Annotated in this window: 21 protein-coding genes; 6 read left to right on the forward strand and 15 right to left on the reverse strand. The window is 44.9% G+C overall.

What is annotated here, in order from left to right; genetic code table 11:
- Positions 1–196 precede the first annotated feature (196 nt).
- The 8 genes from fusA to fkpA form a co-directional block, all read right to left on the reverse strand.
- Positions 197–2,293 carry an elongation factor G gene (gene fusA / locus Q8W40_RS26515; protein ID WP_305401535.1) on the reverse strand — a complete coding sequence of 699 codons (2,097 nt, stop codon included), beginning with the start codon at positions 2,291–2,293 and terminating at the stop codon, positions 197–199.
- A 75-nt stretch (positions 2,294–2,368) separates the two neighbouring features.
- The gene (gene rpsG, locus Q8W40_RS26520; RefSeq protein WP_031493416.1) at positions 2,369–2,839 is read right to left on the reverse strand and encodes a 30S ribosomal protein S7; all 471 of its coding nucleotides are present in this window, start codon (positions 2,837–2,839) and stop codon (positions 2,369–2,371) included.
- A 118-nt stretch (positions 2,840–2,957) separates the two neighbouring features.
- On the reverse strand, positions 2,958–3,332 hold the full coding sequence (gene rpsL, locus Q8W40_RS26525) for a 30S ribosomal protein S12 (protein WP_004399892.1): 375 nt from the start codon (positions 3,330–3,332) through the stop codon (positions 2,958–2,960).
- A gap of 223 nt (positions 3,333–3,555) precedes the next feature.
- Positions 3,556–3,837, reverse strand: a complete 282-nt coding sequence (gene tusB, locus Q8W40_RS26530) for a sulfurtransferase complex subunit TusB (RefSeq protein ID WP_305401736.1) — start codon at positions 3,835–3,837, stop codon at positions 3,556–3,558.
- Positions 3,838–3,846: 9 nt separating this feature from the next.
- Positions 3,847–4,203 carry a sulfurtransferase complex subunit TusC gene (gene tusC / locus Q8W40_RS26535; RefSeq protein WP_305401739.1) on the reverse strand — a complete coding sequence of 119 codons (357 nt, stop codon included), beginning with the start codon at positions 4,201–4,203 and terminating at the stop codon, positions 3,847–3,849.
- Positions 4,200–4,598 carry a sulfurtransferase complex subunit TusD gene (gene tusD, locus Q8W40_RS26540; RefSeq protein WP_305401740.1) on the reverse strand — a complete coding sequence of 133 codons (399 nt, stop codon included), beginning with the start codon at positions 4,596–4,598 and terminating at the stop codon, positions 4,200–4,202. The genes tusC and tusD overlap by 4 nt, the downstream gene beginning before the upstream one ends.
- Complete coding sequence (locus Q8W40_RS26545; protein ID WP_370693440.1) at positions 4,595–5,275, reverse strand: helix-turn-helix transcriptional regulator; 681 nt, start codon at positions 5,273–5,275, stop codon at positions 4,595–4,597. Before Q8W40_RS26545 ends, tusD begins: the two co-directional genes overlap by 4 nt.
- Positions 5,276–5,494: 219 nt before the next feature.
- Positions 5,495–6,286 (reverse strand): FKBP-type peptidyl-prolyl cis-trans isomerase, encoded by a 792-nt coding sequence (gene fkpA, locus Q8W40_RS26550; protein ID WP_305401744.1) that lies wholly within the window; start codon positions 6,284–6,286, stop codon positions 5,495–5,497.
- A 138-nt stretch (positions 6,287–6,424) separates the two neighbouring features.
- Between fkpA and Q8W40_RS26555 the strand changes: the two genes are divergently transcribed.
- Together Q8W40_RS26555 and Q8W40_RS26560 are read left to right on the forward strand one after the other, a co-directional pair.
- Complete coding sequence (locus tag Q8W40_RS26555) at positions 6,425–7,408, forward strand: WD40 repeat domain-containing protein (protein ID WP_305401745.1); 984 nt, start codon at positions 6,425–6,427, stop codon at positions 7,406–7,408.
- 5 nt (positions 7,409–7,413) lie between these two features.
- A complete protein-coding gene (locus Q8W40_RS26560; protein WP_101111198.1) occupies positions 7,414–7,635 on the forward strand; it encodes a SlyX family protein in 222 nt (73 codons plus the stop codon).
- Positions 7,636–7,671: 36 nt separating this feature from the next.
- Here the strand turns inward: Q8W40_RS26560 and Q8W40_RS26565 are convergent, their stop codons facing one another.
- From Q8W40_RS26565 to kefG, 5 genes are all read right to left on the reverse strand, one after another.
- A complete protein-coding gene (locus Q8W40_RS26565; RefSeq protein WP_305401746.1) occupies positions 7,672–8,613 on the reverse strand; it encodes an isoaspartyl peptidase/L-asparaginase family protein in 942 nt (313 codons plus the stop codon).
- Positions 8,614–8,742: 129 nt separating this feature from the next.
- Entirely contained in the window at positions 8,743–9,294 is a 552-nt protein-coding gene (slyD, locus tag Q8W40_RS26570; protein ID WP_305401748.1) for a peptidylprolyl isomerase, read from the reverse strand.
- 128 nt (positions 9,295–9,422) lie between these two features.
- The gene (locus Q8W40_RS26575) at positions 9,423–9,623 is read right to left on the reverse strand and encodes a YheV family putative zinc ribbon protein (RefSeq protein ID WP_101111263.1); all 201 of its coding nucleotides are present in this window, start codon (positions 9,621–9,623) and stop codon (positions 9,423–9,425) included.
- Between the two features lie 8 nt (positions 9,624–9,631).
- Positions 9,632–11,416: a glutathione-regulated potassium-efflux system protein KefB gene (kefB, locus tag Q8W40_RS26580; protein WP_305401749.1), complete on the reverse strand. Its 1,785-nt coding sequence runs from the start codon at positions 11,414–11,416 to the stop codon at positions 9,632–9,634.
- Positions 11,400–11,984 (reverse strand): glutathione-regulated potassium-efflux system ancillary protein KefG, encoded by a 585-nt coding sequence (kefG, locus tag Q8W40_RS26585; RefSeq protein WP_305401751.1) that lies wholly within the window; start codon positions 11,982–11,984, stop codon positions 11,400–11,402. The genes kefB and kefG overlap by 17 nt, the downstream gene beginning before the upstream one ends.
- 138 nt (positions 11,985–12,122) lie before the next feature.
- Between kefG and Q8W40_RS26590 the strand changes: the two genes are divergently transcribed.
- Positions 12,123–14,039, forward strand: coding sequence for an ABC transporter ATP-binding protein (locus tag Q8W40_RS26590; protein ID WP_305401753.1), 1,917 nt, complete (start codon positions 12,123–12,125; stop codon positions 14,037–14,039).
- Between the two features lies 1 nt (position 14,040).
- Positions 14,041–14,520, forward strand: a complete 480-nt coding sequence (locus Q8W40_RS26595) for a TIGR02444 family protein (protein ID WP_305401755.1) — start codon at positions 14,041–14,043, stop codon at positions 14,518–14,520.
- Here the strand turns inward: Q8W40_RS26595 and Q8W40_RS26600 are convergent.
- Positions 14,469–14,951, reverse strand: coding sequence for a pyridoxamine 5'-phosphate oxidase family protein (locus tag Q8W40_RS26600; RefSeq protein ID WP_305401756.1), 483 nt, complete (start codon positions 14,949–14,951; stop codon positions 14,469–14,471). The genes Q8W40_RS26595 and Q8W40_RS26600 overlap by 52 nt on opposite strands.
- Before the next feature lie 5 nt (positions 14,952–14,956).
- Complete coding sequence (locus tag Q8W40_RS26605; protein ID WP_305401758.1) at positions 14,957–15,553, reverse strand: LysE family translocator; 597 nt, start codon at positions 15,551–15,553, stop codon at positions 14,957–14,959.
- A gap of 121 nt (positions 15,554–15,674) precedes the next feature.
- Between Q8W40_RS26605 and Q8W40_RS26610 the strand changes: the two genes are divergently transcribed.
- Both Q8W40_RS26610 and Q8W40_RS26615 read left to right on the forward strand, forming a co-directional pair.
- Complete coding sequence (locus Q8W40_RS26610) at positions 15,675–17,066, forward strand: aminotransferase-like domain-containing protein (protein ID WP_305401760.1); 1,392 nt, start codon at positions 15,675–15,677, stop codon at positions 17,064–17,066.
- A complete protein-coding gene (locus tag Q8W40_RS26615; RefSeq protein WP_305401761.1) occupies positions 17,063–18,079 on the forward strand; it encodes a hydrolase in 1,017 nt (338 codons plus the stop codon). Before Q8W40_RS26610 ends, Q8W40_RS26615 begins: the two co-directional genes overlap by 4 nt.
- Positions 18,080–18,082: the final 3 nt, after the last annotated feature.

Below are 18,082 nucleotides of genomic sequence, written 5' to 3' on the forward strand. Positions count from 1 at the left end.
TGTTTTACCGTGGTCAACGTGGCCGATAGTACCAACGTTTACGTGCGGTTTCGTACGTTCAAATTTTTCTTTAGACACGATCGTGTTCCTTCCTAGTTATGATTCACCCTGAAATCTGCTCAAGGTGCGCCAGAATTTGCTATTTTATGCGCCAACGTGCGTCAGCGCAATAGGTTCGTTATTAATCAAATAACGATTATCCACGCTCTGAAATGATTGCTTCAGCAACATTTTTAGGCACTTCAGCGTACTCACTAAACTCCATAGAGTAAGAAGCACGACCTTGTGTCGCAGAACGTAAGTCAGTTGCGTACCCGAACATGGCTGACAACGGAACTTGTGCACGAATTATCTTCAGGCCAGCTGTCCCCTCGTCCATACCTTCAATGATGCCGCGACGACGGTTAAGATCGCCTACTACATCACCCATCCAGTCTTCTGGAGTCGTTACTTCAACCTTCATCATTGGCTCTAAAAGAACAGGTTGCGCTTCAAGTGCACCGTTCCTAAAGGCCATGGAGCCAGCGATTTTAAACGCCATCTCACTTGAGTCGACATCGTGGTATGAACCATCGAATAGTGTTGCTTTAACATCCAGTACAGGATAGCCAGCCAACACACCGTTGTTCATTTGCTCCTCGATACCTTTCGATACGGAGCTGATGTATTCTTTAGGAACAGCACCACCAACGATCTCATCTACAAAAACAAACCCGTCACCAACTTCTGCAGGTTCTAGTTTCAGCCATACGTGTCCGTATTGACCTCTACCACCTGACTGGCGGACAAATTTGCCTTCAACTTCTGTGCTGCCGCGAATTGTTTCACGGTAAGCAACTTGTGGTTTACCCACGTTGCAGTCCACACTGAATTCACGCTTCATACGGTCAACAATAATTTCTAGATGGAGTTCTCCCATACCCGAAATCAGTACTTGACCTGTTTCATCATCAGTTTCAACACGGAAAGAAGGATCTTCTGCTGCCAGTTTACCTAGCGCAATACCCATTTTCTCCTGATCAGCTTGAGAACGAGGTTCAACTGCAATTTGAATTACTGGTTCAGGGAACTCCATGCGTTCAAGTACCACTTTATGATCTTGATTACACAGCGTGTCACCTGTTGTTACATCTTTTAGACCGACTGCAGCGGCAATGTCGCCAGCGCGAATTTCTTTAATCTCTTCACGCTTGTTTGAGTGCATCTGCACAATACGACCGAAGCGTTCACGCTTCTGCTTAACAGAGTTATAGACGCTGTCGCCAGAGTTCACAACACCAGAGTAAACACGCATGAATGTCAATGTGCCTACAAATGGGTCTGTCGCAATTTTAAACGCGAGAGCAGAAAATGGTTCGTTGTCGTCAGCATGACGCTCAACTTCATTTTCATTGTCGTCTAATCCTTTGATTGCGGGTACATCAACAGGCGAAGGTAGGAATTCAATAACAGCATCCAATACGGCTTGCACACCTTTATTCTTGAACGCACTGCCACATGTTGCCAGTACGATTTCGTTGTTTAGTGTACGAGTACGTAACGCATCCTTGATTTCAGCTTCAGTTAATTCGCCGTCTTCAAGGTATTTGTCCATTAATTCTTCGCTTGCTTCAGCTGCTGCTTCAACTAAGTTTGAATGCCACTCTTCAGCAAGTTCTTGCATGTCAGCTGGAATGTCTTCGTATGTAAACGTCATGCCTTGATCGGCTTCATTCCAGTTGATTGCTTTCATCTTGATAAGGTCGATGACACCTCCGAACTCATCTTCTGCACCAATATTTAATTGGATAGGAACTGGGTTCGCACCAAGACGATCTTTAATTTGGTTTACAACGCGTAGGAAGTCTGCGCCTGCACGGTCCATCTTATTTACAAATACCATACGAGGAACTTGGTACTTGTCTGCTTGACGCCATACAGTTTCAGACTGAGGTTCAACACCTGATGAGCCACAGAACACAACCACTGCACCATCAAGTACACGGAGAGAACGCTCTACTTCGATAGTAAAGTCTACGTGTCCAGGGGTATCAATGATGTTTACGCGATGATCTTGGAACTGTGCTTCCATACCACGCCAGAAAGTAGTAGTTGCAGCTGAGGTGATGGTAATACCACGCTCCTGCTCCTGCTCCATCCAGTCCATGGTTGCAGCACCATCGTGAACTTCGCCGATTTTGTGAGAAAGGCCAGTGTAGAACAGAATACGCTCAGTTGTGGTTGTTTTTCCTGCGTCTACGTGAGCACAAATACCGATATTGCGGTAGCGCTCAATAGGAGTTTTACGAGCCACGATTGTATCCTCTTACTAAGGTTCACCTTAGGAAATAGAAAAGTGCTGCGAGAGAACCTCGCAGCACAGAAGGTATTACCAGCGGTAATGTGCGAATGCTTTGTTAGCATCAGCCATACGGTGAACGTCTTCACGTTTCTTAACCGCAGTACCTTTGTTCTCAGACGCATCTAGCATTTCAGCAGCTAGGCGTTGAGCCATAGATTTTTCACCACGCTTACGCGCAGCTTCAACCAACCAACGCATAGCAAGTGCGTTACGGCGAACCGGACGTACTTCTACAGGTACTTGGTAAGTTGAACCACCCACACGGCGAGATTTAACTTCTACCGCTGGGCGAACATTTTCAAGAGCTTCTTCAAATACAGCTAAGTGATCTTTACCAGATTTCTCAGCCATTGCTTCTAGTGCAGTGTAAACAATTTTCTCTGCAGTAGATTTCTTTCCGTCAACCATAAGGATGTTAACGAACTTTGCCAGCAATTCAGATTTGAACTTAGGATCTGGAAGGATCTTACGCTGACCAATTACGCGACGACGTGGCATGGATATTCTCCGTTGTCTTCTTCAGGTTATCCAAAACTTTTCAGTTTCTTCAAAAAATAAAAATGAAAATTTAGTGTTTGGCCTTACTTAACGCCTTTCTTTTTACAGAAAAGGGGCATTAAGACTTAGGACGCTTCACACCATACTTAGAACGACCTTGTTTACGGTCGTTTACGCCAGCACAGTCAAGTGCGCCGCGAACAGTGTGGTAACGTACACCCGGAAGGTCTTTAACACGACCGCCACGGATTAGAACAACTGAGTGCTCTTGAAGGTTGTGACCTTCACCGCCGATGTACGAAGTCACTTCGAAGCCGTTCGTTAGACGAACACGACATACTTTACGAAGTGCTGAGTTAGGTTTTTTAGGTGTAGTAGTGTAAACACGAGTACATACACCACGTTTTTGTGGGCACGCTTCTAGTGCAGGCACGTTGCTTTTAACAACCTGCTTTGCACGAGGCTTACGTACCAACTGGTTAATAGTTGCCATTAACTAGCTCCTGAATTACTTGAAAGTAAGCTTTGTGAAAAATCTATTCCCCAAAATGCACCTATGTACAATTGGGGACGCAAAATTCTATGCAGCAGTGATGTGAGTGTCAAGAAATATACAGATCTTTTTTACCAGCTTAGCTTGTCTAGCGAAAAACACATAAAGACAAGCTCAAAGCATAACTGCATTTTTAGGGAGGATAATTGAATGCCGATGCGGCTTATTCCCAGGTTAGGGTGGTTTCATGTGCCTCTGTGAGAGTAACCCAATCGTTAAAGTCGGCTTTAACGACATTATCATCAATACAGCTTCTCAGCCCTCTTGCATCCACATCAGGTATCAGTACATATATAGCCAGTTTACCGTTTGAGAGGTATTCAAAAGCATGATGGTGAGTGTTAGCTGCATAGACGGAATCTTCAACAAGCAAGATAATATCTTGTGAGGATGCGTATTGGATGGCTTCTTTTATTGCAGTTTGAGATTTGACGATGTGTAGCATGCTCTATTCTCAGAAAGTCAGTGCTTTACCAGCAGAGTTCAATTTATCTATCATCTGTTTTCTAGATAATCGGCCTGCATCAATGATTAACCCTGCATCTTTTAGTCCACGCTCATAGAGAGAGTCTTCACATATGAATACATTTTCGATGTCATACAAATCGAAGAGTTTGAACATTGGAGCATAATCTTTGCTAAGAATGTCAGATGTATTTTGCGATGCTAGTAATTGAGCAACGCCATCACCGATAAACAAAACGGTTACGTCCTCACAATATGCCGATGCAGCCAAAAGCGCATCGACGCCCTCTCGTCCAGAATTTCGACCGTGAGGCAACGTTCTAAATACAAATGTTAACTTACTCAAAATTGAATCACTCTATCTTGGGTGAGCATTGCTTCAGCTAAGCTCCCCAAACCGGCTTGTTCAAAACCATGGGCTAGATTGTGTTGCGTCAATCGATGTTGTTCAGCTTCATCTTGGCTAACCACTCCACGCCTTAACGCGGCAGCAACGCAAGTCTCCATACGAATACCATTTGTTTTGGCTAACTCTTGCCACGCTTTTGTTAGATCAAACTCATCGTTAGCAGGTACCGATAATTGCGTTCCGTTGTATACGCCATCTTGATAAAAGAAAACACTAACTAATGTATGCCCTTTTTCAATCAGCGCACATGCGAATTGGTAGGCATTTCGAGCTGATTGAGTGCCATATACACCACCATTGACAACCAAAGTGTAAGTGAGAGATACACTCACCTCTCGCCATCCTCAGTCTTACGCTGACGAATATACAAATAAACGGTGTGCTTGGAGATGTTGAGCCTATCCGCAACACGGTTAATTGCGTCTTTTATGTCAAAGATACCCTTGTCATAGAGATCCATAACAATCTGACGATTTTTAGTGTTGTTAGAAACAGACTTATCTGCGTTGATGTCTTCTATAGTGCGCTCAACAGTTTGATCCACCAGCTCTTCTACGTCACTAGCGAAGTTAACGGAAGAGGCAGCCTCTTTCGCTTCTTCATTTGGCATGAATGCTTGCAAAACTTGAGAGAATGGAACATCTAGGTTGATATTGATACATAAGAGACCAATAACACGGTTGTCACCGTTACGAATGGCGATTGTGATTGATTTCATCAACACCCCACCCTTCGCGCGAGTAAAATAAGAACGAGAAAAGTTACGTTCCGAGCCTTCAATATCCTTCAGCATTTTTAACGCAAGATCGGTAATGGGTGAGCCAACCTGGCGACCAGTATTTTCTCCGTTTGCGATTTTAATGGCAGACGTATTTAGATCTTCGAGTGAGTGCAGTACGATTTCACAGTGTGCACCAATTAAACTGGCAAGCCCATCGACCACCGCTTCGTATGAACGAAGGATAATTTTATCGTGCTCAGAAAATGGCTTCACATCTATGGATTCCATCTCAAGCAGCGAATCTGCATAAATCGCATCTGATGTATTCACGTTCACCTTACCTAGTGCATATTTATTTCAATTATTTGCTAGAAGTTTATCAGAAAATTTTAATCGGGCACGGATAACCATACTATCTAGTGACTTAGAGCAAACATTGCATTGATTTCCTAGATGCAGACGAAAAAAAGAGCTCCGGGGAGCTCTTTTGAATATGTAGACCAATGCTTACTGAGTTGCAGTTTCTGCTTTGTCGCCACCATCGATTTCAAGCAATTCGACTTCAAATACTAGTGTCGAGTTCGCAGGGATCGTTGGAGTGTCTTGCTCACCGTAGGCTAGCTCTGGTGGGATAACAAATTTGTACTTGGAACCGACTTGCATTAGCTGAACACCTTCAGTCCAGCCAGGAATTACTCGATTTAGAGGGAACGTAGCAGGTTGATCGCGATCGTATGAGCTATCAAACTTAGTGCCATCAATCAGAGTACCTGAGTAATGTACAACAACAGTATCTGTCTCTTTAGGTGAGTTGCCTTCTGCTGCGCTCAATACTTGGTAAAGAAGCCCAGATTCAGTAGCTGAAACGCCTTCTTGCTTAGAAAACTCTATGCGGAAATCGTCGCCTTCTTTCTTAGCAGCAGCAGACTTCTCAGCCGCTTGTGCTTCCATTTTCTTAGCCACACGCTGATCTAAAGATTCTAGAGCTGCACGAATTTCGTCTTCATTTAGCGCCGCTTTCTCACCAAAGACATCTTCGATACCCTGAAGCACGAGCTCTTTTTTCAGCTCGATACCAATTTCTTTAGGCTTTTCGATACTTGTGTTCAAGTAGTTTGCAAACGATACACCAATTGCGTATGCCGCTTTTTCATCTTCGTTCTGGAAGGCCACAGCTGGAGCAGCTTGTTCTACTTTTGCGGTTTCTTCTACTTTCGGCTCTTCTTTTACTTCTTCTTGACAGCCTACAGCCAGAGCAACTGTTGCAGCTAGCAGTGACGCTTTAAACAAAGGTTTCATTTAATTCTCCAAATTATAAATGTTTGTCGGAGAGCCTCTCCGACATCCTTTAAATATCTTGCACAGTTTCGTGCAAAAAAGTTGTGGTATCAATATACTGGTTTCATGTCCACTGACACAAACCGGATTTCTACAGCGATGCGAACAGTTTCTCACTCTGTGGTTCTAACCATTGTCATTCTTTTGTTAAATGGGTGCTTTTTCACACAAAAAAATGACCAACGCTGGGTTATAGAACCATCTGGCACAACGAGCTTTGGTTTGAGCCGAGATGGACGCTTCGCTTTACTTTATTCAAAAGAACACCAATTGCTTCTATGGGATCTAGAAAATAACGAAGAGCTTGCCCAATTAGGCGCTCAAGATCCACAGTCCAATACCGTCTCCCATATTCGAATTGCTGACAGCGGACGCTTTGCCATTACCGCTACGCAACAGAATTTTGCAGTATGGGACCTCGGTTGGACACAAGCTCAAGGGCTTTGGTCTATCTCTGATGGTGTTATCCGCGACATCGATATTTCCAGTAATGGTGAACAAGTTCTACTGGGCTTATCAAATGGGAAGGCCATTTATGTGGACTTAGTCACTGGACGACGTCTTGAGTTCCTTGCTCACCGGGAAAAAGTTAATTCTGTGGCTCTCTCCCCAAATGGTCGGTTTGCTCTATCTGGTGGAAACGACTACAACGCCTATTTATGGGACACCCAAACTGGGCTAGCACTTTATAAATTTGAGCACGATGCCCGAATCAACCGAGTCGCTCTGCAGCGCGACGGTAAACTTGCTTTTACGTCTGATGGGTCTAACGACGCGTTTGTCTGGGATTTATCTAACGGTGAGAGAATATCCGAATTAAAAGCGTTCCAACGTCAGCTAATATTCACATCGGCACGCTTTTCTGACGATGGAAAGCAGCTTGTTACTGGTACGCCAGGAGGCCGAGTCATGCTATGGGATACTCAAAGTGGCAAACGTCTTGATTATTGGGAAGTCGAACCGCAAAAAGATGCTCGCCCTCCCCGCGCTGTCGTGTATGATGCGTCCTTCGATGAACAGCAACGAATTATTTCTGGCACGTCAGCAGGTATTGCTCAAGCGTGGCAGATTGAAACTGAGTAAACACCATGCCAAACGAGAAAGAACTGCAAAAACGTATTGAAGACTTAGAATGCCAACTTGCTTTTCAAGAGCAAACCATTGACGAGTTAAACGACGCGTTAAGTCAGCAGCAATTGCTGATTACAAAGATGCAGGATCAAATGAAATATGTGGTCGGCAAGGTGAAAAATATGGATTCATCCAACTTGGCGGACGCCTCTGAGGAAACGCCCCCACCGCATTACTGATCCTTTTGACGTTGGAACAGGGAAGCTATACCGGCTTTATTCATCGGAAAAAATCTTAACGAGCAGTTCACCGTTAGTGTTAATACTAGCTCGGTACATACCTGAACTATTCATGCCGAAATGGATATCGCCATGCGAGTCCAACGCGATTAGCCCGCCTTCCCCACCCATGGATTTCAGTTCGCCTTGAATGATCGTTTCGCACGCGACATGAACATCTTCTTTTAGGTATTTCATCCGGGCAGCAACGTCTGCCGCCACTGTTTTCCGGATAAAGTATTCGCCCATGCCCGTTGTAGATACTGCAACATTGCCGTTTTCAGCGATGGTTCCACACCCTATTAAGGCTGAATCTCCCACTCGACCATACTTCTTATTTGTTACCCCACCAGTACTGGTTGCTGCTGCTAAATTTCCTTGGCTATCCAACGCCACAGCACCGACCGTGCCATATTTTTTATCGTCGGGATATTTAGATTCTGATAAAGCAAACAATCCTTTTTCTTTCATGGTTTTCAGTTGCTCATAACGACGCTCAGTATAAAAATAGTCTTGCTCGGTGTACTCATACCCATGCTCGAACGCGAATTCTTCTGCACCTTCCCCAATCAATAAGACATGATTGCTTTTTTTCATCACGTCACGGGCAAGAGCAATAGGGTTCTGGATATGACGCACTCCAGCAATGGCGCCAGCTTCACTCTCTGCTCCGTGCATCAAGGATGCATCCATTTCAACCATTTCACTGTTGGTGAGTACAGAGCCTCTTCCTGCATTAAATAGTGGGCAGTCTTCCATAGCTTTTACTGCTTCGACCACAGCATCAAGCGCGTCTCCTCCTTCAGACAGCACTTTGTGACCCGCCTTTACAGAGAGAGTCAATGCTTGCTGGAATTCAGCTCGCATTTCTGTCGTCATTTTGTCTCTTAAAATTGTTCCTGCACCACCATGTATTGCGATGGAAAAAGGCTTAGTCATTGTACTTTCCTAAAATCAGATTTACCGCTTACGTAATTTCTCACAGCCCATAAAAAAACGCCAACTGAGTCATCAGTCGGCGCTCTCAATTTTAGCTACTTAAGGTTATTTAAAAACAAACCTTAAGAATTAGTGGGAACTACAGCTTCCGCCACCACAGCAACCATCTTTCTCTTCGCCATGGTCGTGATCGTGGTCACCACCACAACATCCTTCTTCTTGATGGATATGTCCGTGTTCGATTTCATCCGCTGTTGCTTCACGCGTTGCTATGACTTCGACTTCAAAAGTCAGAGACTGACCCGCCAACATGTGGTTACCATCAACAACGACTTCATCGCCGTCTACTTCTGTTACTTCAACAGGGATAGGACCTTGATCAGTATCCGCTAGGAAGCGCATACCCACTTCAATCTCATCGACGCCTTGGAAGACATTTGCTGGTACGCGCTGTACCAGTGCATCATTGTGCTCACCGTATGCATCTTCTGGAGAAACGTTCGCGGTAAACTTGTCGCCTACCACTTTACCATCCAGCTCTTTCTCAAGACCTGTGATTAGGTTGTTGTGACCGTGAAGGTAGTCCAATGGCGCTTCGCTAGTTGACTCATCGACAACGACACCGTCTTCCGTTTTCACTTGGTATGCCAGACTAACAACCACGTTTTTTTCAATTTTCATGATGACTCCAAGGAGGTTTGAAATCCTGGGAGAAAGTCGATACCCAGGAAAAATATTGATTACCCCGCTATTATGGGGACGAAATATCAAAACACAATAAAAGCGCGGTTTTCTTTATTCGTACAGGCTCAATCTGGCTTAAAGATGCCAATCATGTCTTGTGCGGCATGCTCGCTTTTTTCCACAGCTTCAGTGGTTCTTTGTTCAACATAGTCGCAGTCAACACATTCAACCACTTCCACACTATTTTCTTCCCACCAGCGTAAGGTATCTTTTTCTTTACACTGCGGACATGCCGCACCAGCGATAAATCTTTTCTTCAGTTTCACGTTCACCTCTATTCCCAATTTTGGCGGGAATCATTTTCCATTTCACGTCCAAATATTTCTTCCAGTTCCTTGCGAGCTTCTTTGGCTCGCATAGCCAACTCTTTATCTTCACTGTGCTCTGGAAGTAACTCTTCTAGCATCTTCATATCGAGCTTTTTGAAATGCGATGTCGCGCGTTTCGCTTGATACGGGTGCATTCCAAGTTGAGTCAGTGTTTGACGACCTAAATCCAATGCCCCTAAGAAGGTCTCTCGAGAAAACGCATCTACGCCATGGTTCAACAGTTGATACGCCTCTACTCGGCTACGAGCTCGTGCCAATACCTTCAAGTTAGGGAAATGATGACGACACAAATCCACTATTTTCATCACTTCATCAGGTGAATCGGTACATACTACTATTGCTTCTGCCTTGGCAGCACCTGCCGCTCTCAATAACTCGAGTTGGGTCGCGTCACCATAGAACACCTTATACCCAAACTTTCTAAGAAGCTGAATCTGACTCGCATCACTTTCTAACACGGTAATGCGGATCTTATTGGCATACATTAGTCGCCCGACGACCTGACCAAAACGCCCGAACCCAGCGATGATTACCCTTGGCCTGCGATCAATCACATCCGACTTCATCCCATCGCCGTCATTGATAGTACGTGCAAACCAATGCTTTTGAATCAGAAGTAGTAAAGGTGTCGTTACCATGGAAATACTCACGACCACCAGCAAAAACGCAGCCAGCTCCGGGTCTAACAGGTTCTCTGCCTGCGCTGCGGTAAAAATAACAAAAGCAAATTCGCCGCCTTGACTGAGTATCACTGCCATTGAACTTCGCGCTTTCGCACTGGTACCAAACAGTCGGCCTAACATGTAAAGCACGCTGGCTTTAATTGAAATAAGTAAGACGACAGCAACCAGAACTTCAATCGGTTCAATAACCAACAGCCCAAGATTTACGGCCATGCCCACTGCAATAAAAAACAATCCGAGTAGCAAGCCTTTAAATGGCTCAATGGCGATTTCTAATTCATGTCGGTACTCACTTTCAGCGAGTAGAACACCCGCAAGGAAAGTACCAAGCGCCATTGATAAACCAAGCTGCTGCATGATTAAAGCAATACCCACAACCAAAAGTAGTGCTGTGGCAGTGAAAAGTTCACGCACACCGGTTAATACGATGTATCGAAAAGCGGGTCTCAAAAGATAGTGGCCTATTACCAACAGACCGACAATACCGCCCAAAGTTTTCAGCGCATCCAACCAATCACCACCAGAACCACCAGCCAAAATAGGGATGACAGCTAACATAGGAATAACGGCAATATCCTGAAACAGTAATACGGCAAAGCCAGACTGCCCGGTTTCGGTTCCTGTCCAACCCTGTTCTTCAATGACTCGCAGCGCTATTGCGGTTGAAGACAGTGCCAGACCCATCCCTATCACCAAACTACTCTGCCAAGACACGCCGCCGTAATAGACTATCGATGAAATAACCGTCGTAGTAATAAGGACCTGCGCTCCCCCTAACCCTAAAATGGGTCGTCGCATTTGCCAGAGTTTGCTTGGGTTAAGTTCTAATCCAATCAGGAATAAAAGCAGCACCACACCAAATTCAGCAAAGTGCAAAATGGCTTCTACATCACTGATAAGCCCCATTCCCCAAGGGCCAATCGCAATTCCTGCAAGTAAATAACCTAATACCGAGCCCAGCCCCATGCGTTGTGCCAATGGAACAGCCACCACCGCGGCAGAAAGGAAAATTGCGGTGCTCGTGAGAATCTCATTCGTTGCAGCCATTCGTACTCCCATTCTCTAGAGGGTTTAACAGCCAGTGCCGGTATTGCTCAGCGTGTTGGTAGCGCTCGCCATCTGTAGCGTTCCTCGCCCAGTAAAGCGTCAAAGGATCTATCCAATGCATCCTGCACAGTAATGCCGTTAGCTCGAACGGCTGCAAAATCTCTTCAAGTGGGTACTTGTTGTAACCACTCGCAGCAAACGCATTCTCTGCACCACCTGTTGTGATCACGCTTCGCCAGTATTTTCCGGCTAATGCGCAACCTTCACCAAACGCAAATCCTTTTCCAAGTACTCTGTCCATCCACTCTTTTAACAGTGCTGGACAGGAATACATATAAAGAGGGTGCTGGAAAACGATGACATCATGATCGAGTAACAACTGATGTTCGTGAGCAACATCTATAAAGAAGTCAGGGTAATGCGCATAGAGATCATGAATAGTCACGTGGTCTAACCCACGGATCTGTTTGATCATCACTTGGTTTGCGACAGAGTTATCTGGATCGGGGTGAACGTAAATCACCAAAATCTTAGGCAGCGATTGAGTTTTTTCTTGAATAACGGTCATGCTTTCTGACGTCTTCCCTTACGGCATGTTGTTGTTTTTCCGTAGTTCCATCATAACGTAAATAGTATAATGATCGACATTTATCATGAATCCCCATAGTATTCGAACCGTTAAATTCTCTTATTCGACACGAGCACTATGATTACCTTTTCTGACATCCAACTCCTTCGAGGTGGCAAACCTCTGCTAGATCAAGCCAGCGCGACCATTCACCCCGGAGACAAAGTCGGTTTGGTCGGAAAAAATGGCTGTGGTAAATCCACCTTATTTGCACTACTAAAAGACGAACTGTCTATTGACGCTGGCACCTTTCATAAGCCTAGTCAATGGGAGCTTGCTTGGGTAGCACAGGAAACACCTGCTCTTGAAAGAGAAGCTTTGGATTATGTGATTGATGGTGACAGAGAATTTCGAGAGCTCGAAGCAAAACTGGACATTGCCGAGCAACAAGATAACGGAAACCTGGTTGCAGAACTTCACGGAAAAATTGAAGTTATAGGCGGATACGCCATTAAAGCACGTGCCGCTGAATTGCTGGATGGCTTAGGTTTCAGCCAAGAACAAATGAGCTGGAATCTTACGCAATTCTCTGGTGGGTGGAGAATGCGGCTTAACCTCGCACAAGCGCTATTGTGCCGTTCTGATTTACTGTTACTTGATGAACCGACCAACCACCTAGACTTAGATGCTGTCATGTGGCTTGAACGTTGGCTGCAAAATTACCCCGGCACCTTAATTTTAATCTCACACGATAGGGACTTTCTTGACCCTATCGTTGGTCGAATCATACACGTAGAAAATCAGCTTCTTAATGAGTACACCGGTAACTACTCATCGTTTGAAAATCAACGTGCGCAAAAGCTTATTTTGCAACAAGCCATGTTCCAGAAACAACAAAAGCAAATGGCGCATATGCAGAGCTACATTGACCGGTTCCGTTACAAAGCTTCCAAAGCACGTCAGGCACAAAGTCGAATAAAAGCGTTGGAGAAAATGGAAAAGGTATTGCCTGCTCAGTTTGATAATCCATTCAATTTTGAATTTAGAGAGCCCGCTGCGTTACCTAATCCGATTTTAATGATGGATCAGGTCTCCGCCGGATACGATGACAACTTAATCCTCGAGAAGATTAGGCTTAACCTTGTACCGGGCAGCCGTATTGGTTTGCTTGGTCGAAATGGCGCTGGTAAATCAACACTGATAAAGTTGCTTTCAGGCGAACTGCAATCGCAATCGGGTGACTTTACTTATTCTCAAGGCGTAAAGATTGGTTACTTTGCGCAGCACCAACTTGAAACTCTGCACCCTGAAGAAACGCCGCTTCAACACATGATGCAGATTGCGCCTGACAAAAATGAACAGCAACTCCGAGATTACTTAGGTAGCTTTGGCTTCCAAGGAGATAAGGCTCTGGAAAAAGTCGCCCCGTTCTCTGGAGGCGAAAAAGCCCGTTTAGTGCTGGCGTTAGTTGTGTGGCAAAAACCCAACCTTTTGTTACTTGATGAACCAACCAACCACCTTGATTTAGATATGCGCCAAGCGCTCACCATGGCACTGCAAACCTTTGAAGGTGCCATGGTAATAGTGAGCCACGATAGGTACTTACTGCGCGCAACTACCGATGATTTGTATTTAGTTCACGATCGTCAAGTTGCCCCTTTCGATGGTGACTTGAGCGACTACTACAAATGGCTGACAGAACAGCAAAAAGCAGAACGTAAAGAGCTGCAAGCAGCCGCCCCAGAAAAAAGCACGGATAACAGCGCAGCAGCGCGTAAAGAGCAAAAGCGAAAAGAAGCGGAGTTTCGCAAACTGACTGCGCCAATTCGCAAAAACCTGACAAAGCTGGAACAAAAGATGGATAAACTCGGTCAAATTTTGTCAGACACCGAAACACAGCTCGGCGATACCGACCTGTATCAAGCGGAAAATAAAGCTAAGCTTAATGAAGTACTGGCGCAACAAGCCTCTGCAAAATCCGAGCTCGAAGACATAGAAATGGAGTGGATGGCAGAGCAGGAAGCCCTTGAGCAGATGGAACTGGAGATGAACTAGAATGCCCAAAGACACGCAATCAATGTCGCTCACTTTAGAACGTTTGTGGCAATTTAGCCTACAGTACTACAGTGTGCGTCAGGTAAAAGAAGCGTGTCTTACCCTTCAAAACCAATACCAAGGAAATGTAAACCTTCTTTTATTGCTCAAATGGCTGGACGAGCAGAAGCTGGCTTTTGATAAGGAAGACTGGCACCCAGTACAAGATTGCCTGATTCGATCTGAGAACTTATTGGTAAATTACCGAGAACTGCGGCGTAAATCCAAGTCTCACCTACCCGATACACTCTACCGAGAAACCTTGCAATTTGAATTGCTGCTGGAAAAACAGCAGCAATCTGATTTAGTTGATTGTCTCAACAACCTTAAACTGTCAGTAAACAATGGGGACTCGATGGTGAGTGCGTATTGCCAATACCTGCAAGCTGATCACTTAATTTCATTTTTTGAAGATTCATCTTCAACTGGCTTAACTCCATAAGACGCCATAGCATCGGCAACTTTCTCTTCCACACTTTGCTCTGGTTTTACCCAATAACTTGGTGCTATCACGGAAGAAATACTGGATATATCAATAGTAATAATCCCTCTCAATGGGAAATTACCCGCCTTTTGAACCAGTATTCGTTCGCCCTCCAAAACGGATTCCCCTCGCCAACGTTCGTACTTTCCTTTTCCAGTTAATTTGACGCCGCGCTGGCGAAAAATATCCAACATACAAACGCAAACATTGGCGTTCTCCCTCAAATTCGCCACTGACTGAGGAGATGCGATATCTGCAATCAATAACGTATTTGAATCCACTAAATGAAAAATTTCTTTTGGTGAGACATTAAGTTGCCCTGATAAATCAGACGTTGATAGCCAACAAAGAACGCTGTTTTTCGCAATATCATTCAAATCAAATTGCATAGACATCACCAAATAAACACAACACAACTAGCGGTAAGCAAACCCATAGTGACATTAAAACACTTCCACGCTGTGACACTCGACAGCCATCGTCGAATCAAAGTACCAAACCCCACCCACACTGATGACGTATGCAGCTGTACAAACCAAAAAATCATTCCCATAGCCACAACAGACCACCAGAATCGATCACCCGAAAATGAAAAGGTCCCTACAGCGGTAAGTGACATGATCCAAGCTTTGGGGTTAAGGTACTGGAACAGTGCTGCTTCAAACAGAGTCATTGGTCTTGAACTATCATCATCGCGACCTGTTGGTGGCGCTGCTGTGCCAATTCGCCACGCCAAAAGCAATAAATAGGCACTGGATGCCACTCTCAATATTTGCTGCACTTCCGGGTAACGTTCGAACACGACACCAAGCCCTGCCGCGATCAAGATCATTTGAGTCAAAAGCCCAAAGCCAATTCCAACAAAATGCGGCACGGTTCGGCGGTATCCAAAATTAGCTCCTGAAGCCGTCAGCATAACGTTATTAGGCCCTGGGGTTCCCGTCATCACAGTTGCAAACAATGCGACCGAGGTAAAAAACTGCCAATCCATAAATTTGCTCCTCTTCACATTGTATCGATACAATTTAGTATTTAAGTTGAATAATTAAAATTGTGTGCACATATTGACCATAACAATGGAATAATCTCAGTGCAAAAGGTTTATTGTCACCATGACAATTGAAACAATCATCGTCGATAAAACGCTATCCTCCCCTTTGTATCATCAAGTGGCGGATGCCATTGCTCTGCAAATAGAAGAAGGCATCATCCGTGCTAACGATAAGCTGCCAACCCATAGGGCATTAGCGGATAAGTTAGGGGTTACGGTCGGTACCATTACTCGTGCCTATGCAGAAGCCGAAAGGCGCGGGTTAGTCGAAGCGCGCGTGGGCGCTGGTACCTATATTCGAGATAATTCGAAAGCCAGTTGGGTATTTGAAGAGAGTGTGGAAGAGACCGAAGAGTGTAATTTTGGCTACAACATCCCCCCTTTACTGGATAGAGCCGGTATTTTGTCGGAAGCAATGAATTCTCTGTCTCACAATAACGCGGCGTTGAATCAATTTATGCTGTACCAAAAACCTACTGGTATCGATTCGCATCGCAAGATCGTAGCCAACTGGCTAAAAACTCAAGGGGTTCATGTGCAAGCTCAAAAGCTGTTGTTTAGTAGCGGAGCACAACACGCGATTCAAATGGTACTAAGCGCATTTACGCGAGCGGGGGACACCATTTTATGTGAGAAACTCACCTACCCTGGACTACTGAGTTTGGCGCGGCAAAATCAGTTGTCCTTAAAAGGCGTAGATATGGATGAAGAAGGCATTACGCCTACCGCTTTAGAATCTGCATGCAAACAGAACCAGTCAGCACGCTTTGTCTACCTTACACCCACTCTGCAAAACCCAACCACCGCAACAATGAGTGTGGAGAGACGTGAAGCCATTCTTGACGTCTGTAAACAATACCAAGTCATTGCTATTGAGGACGACGTTAACGGTCTATTACCAAAACAAGCGCCTCCTCCTTTGGTTAACTCTATGCCAGAACAAGTTATCCATATTGGTGCTTTTTCTAAGTGTTTAGCACCGGGGCTACGTGTAGGTTTCGTGCAAGCACCGGATCATTTGTATCAGCAGTTGAGTATGACGTTGCAAAACCAAAGCTGGATGATCAGCCCACTGTTGACCGCATTAACATGCCAAATGATACAAACTAATCAAGCCGAACATGTCATAGACACCATACGTAATGAGATGAGTGTCAGGCTCGCGCTGGCAAAGCAATACCTTGGTTCGTTCGATATCAGCTACCAGAAAGATTGTTTCCATTTGTGGTTAACGCTTCCAGAGCAATGGCGATTAAGCGACTTCGTTCAACAAGCAGCTTCAAGGAATGTCATTATCAAATCAGGAGAGCTTTTTGTCCCTCCTGGTGGTGCCGTTCCTCCAGCTATTCGTTTGTCACTCAGTTCACCCGTTACTCATCAACAATTGGAACAAGGGCTTAACGTTCTGGCAGAATTACTTCACAGTAACCCTATTTCGGACTTTTCACTATGATCCCATTTAAACCCGTATTTGGGTTAGGAAATGCGCACGTTCAAACGTTAGTCTCACGCTTTATCCGACGTAAGCCGTTGTTTGAACCAATAAGAGAAAGGCTTGAACTACCAGATGGTGATTTTGTTGATCTGGCGTGGAGTGAAGACCCTAAGTCCAATACTTCAAAACCCATATTTATTTTATTTCATGGTTTAGAAGGCAGTTTTGATAGCCCCTATGCCAATGGATTGATGCACGCGTTTGCGAAAGAAGGGTGGTTAGCTGTAATGATGCACTTTCGTGGTTGCAGTGGTGAACCTAACCGACTCCCTAGAGCCTACCACTCGGGTGAAACAGAGGACGCTCGCTTTTTCATCGAACAACTAACAAAACGTTTTCCTCGGCAAATAAAAGTAGCGGTAGGTGTCTCTTTAGGAGGGAACATGCTGGTCAACTACCTTGCAAAGTACACGGAAAACACCTTGCTTAATGCGGCATCGGTTGTATCTGCCCCACTTGATTTATTGGCATGCTCTCAACGCATTAATCGAGGCTTTTCCAAGGTGTATCAAAGCTACCTGCTCTCATCGCTCAAAGAGAATGCCGTCGCAAAGTTGCCATTAGTTCAGAAAGTATTGCCCCTGACAGAAAAAGAAGTCAACGAGATTGATTCCATGTTTGATTTCGATGACGTCATTACCTCTCGGTTGCATGGGTTTGAGGATGCACACCATTACTATCAAACTTGTTCTGGGCTTCCGATGCTCAAAAGAATTCGGATTCCAACAGACATCATTCATGCACAAGACGATCCTTTCATGACAGAAGCAGTGATTCCAACTACGCCTCTTCCTGAACATGTGAAGTACCACTTACTCCCTAAAGGCGGGCATGTAGGATTTGTCACTGGTCACCTCTTTAAGCCAAAGTTTTGGTTAGAAGAAGCGTTACCTGAACATTTTTCTCCCTACTTAGAAAAGGAAGCCTGTAACGCGCCGAGTAAGATTAATGGTAAGATTGCGACGACATAAAAT

Origin of the sequence: Vibrio penaeicida (assembly GCF_030689305.1) — a bacterium.
Lineage (GTDB): Bacteria > Pseudomonadota > Gammaproteobacteria > Enterobacterales > Vibrionaceae > Vibrio > Vibrio penaeicida_B.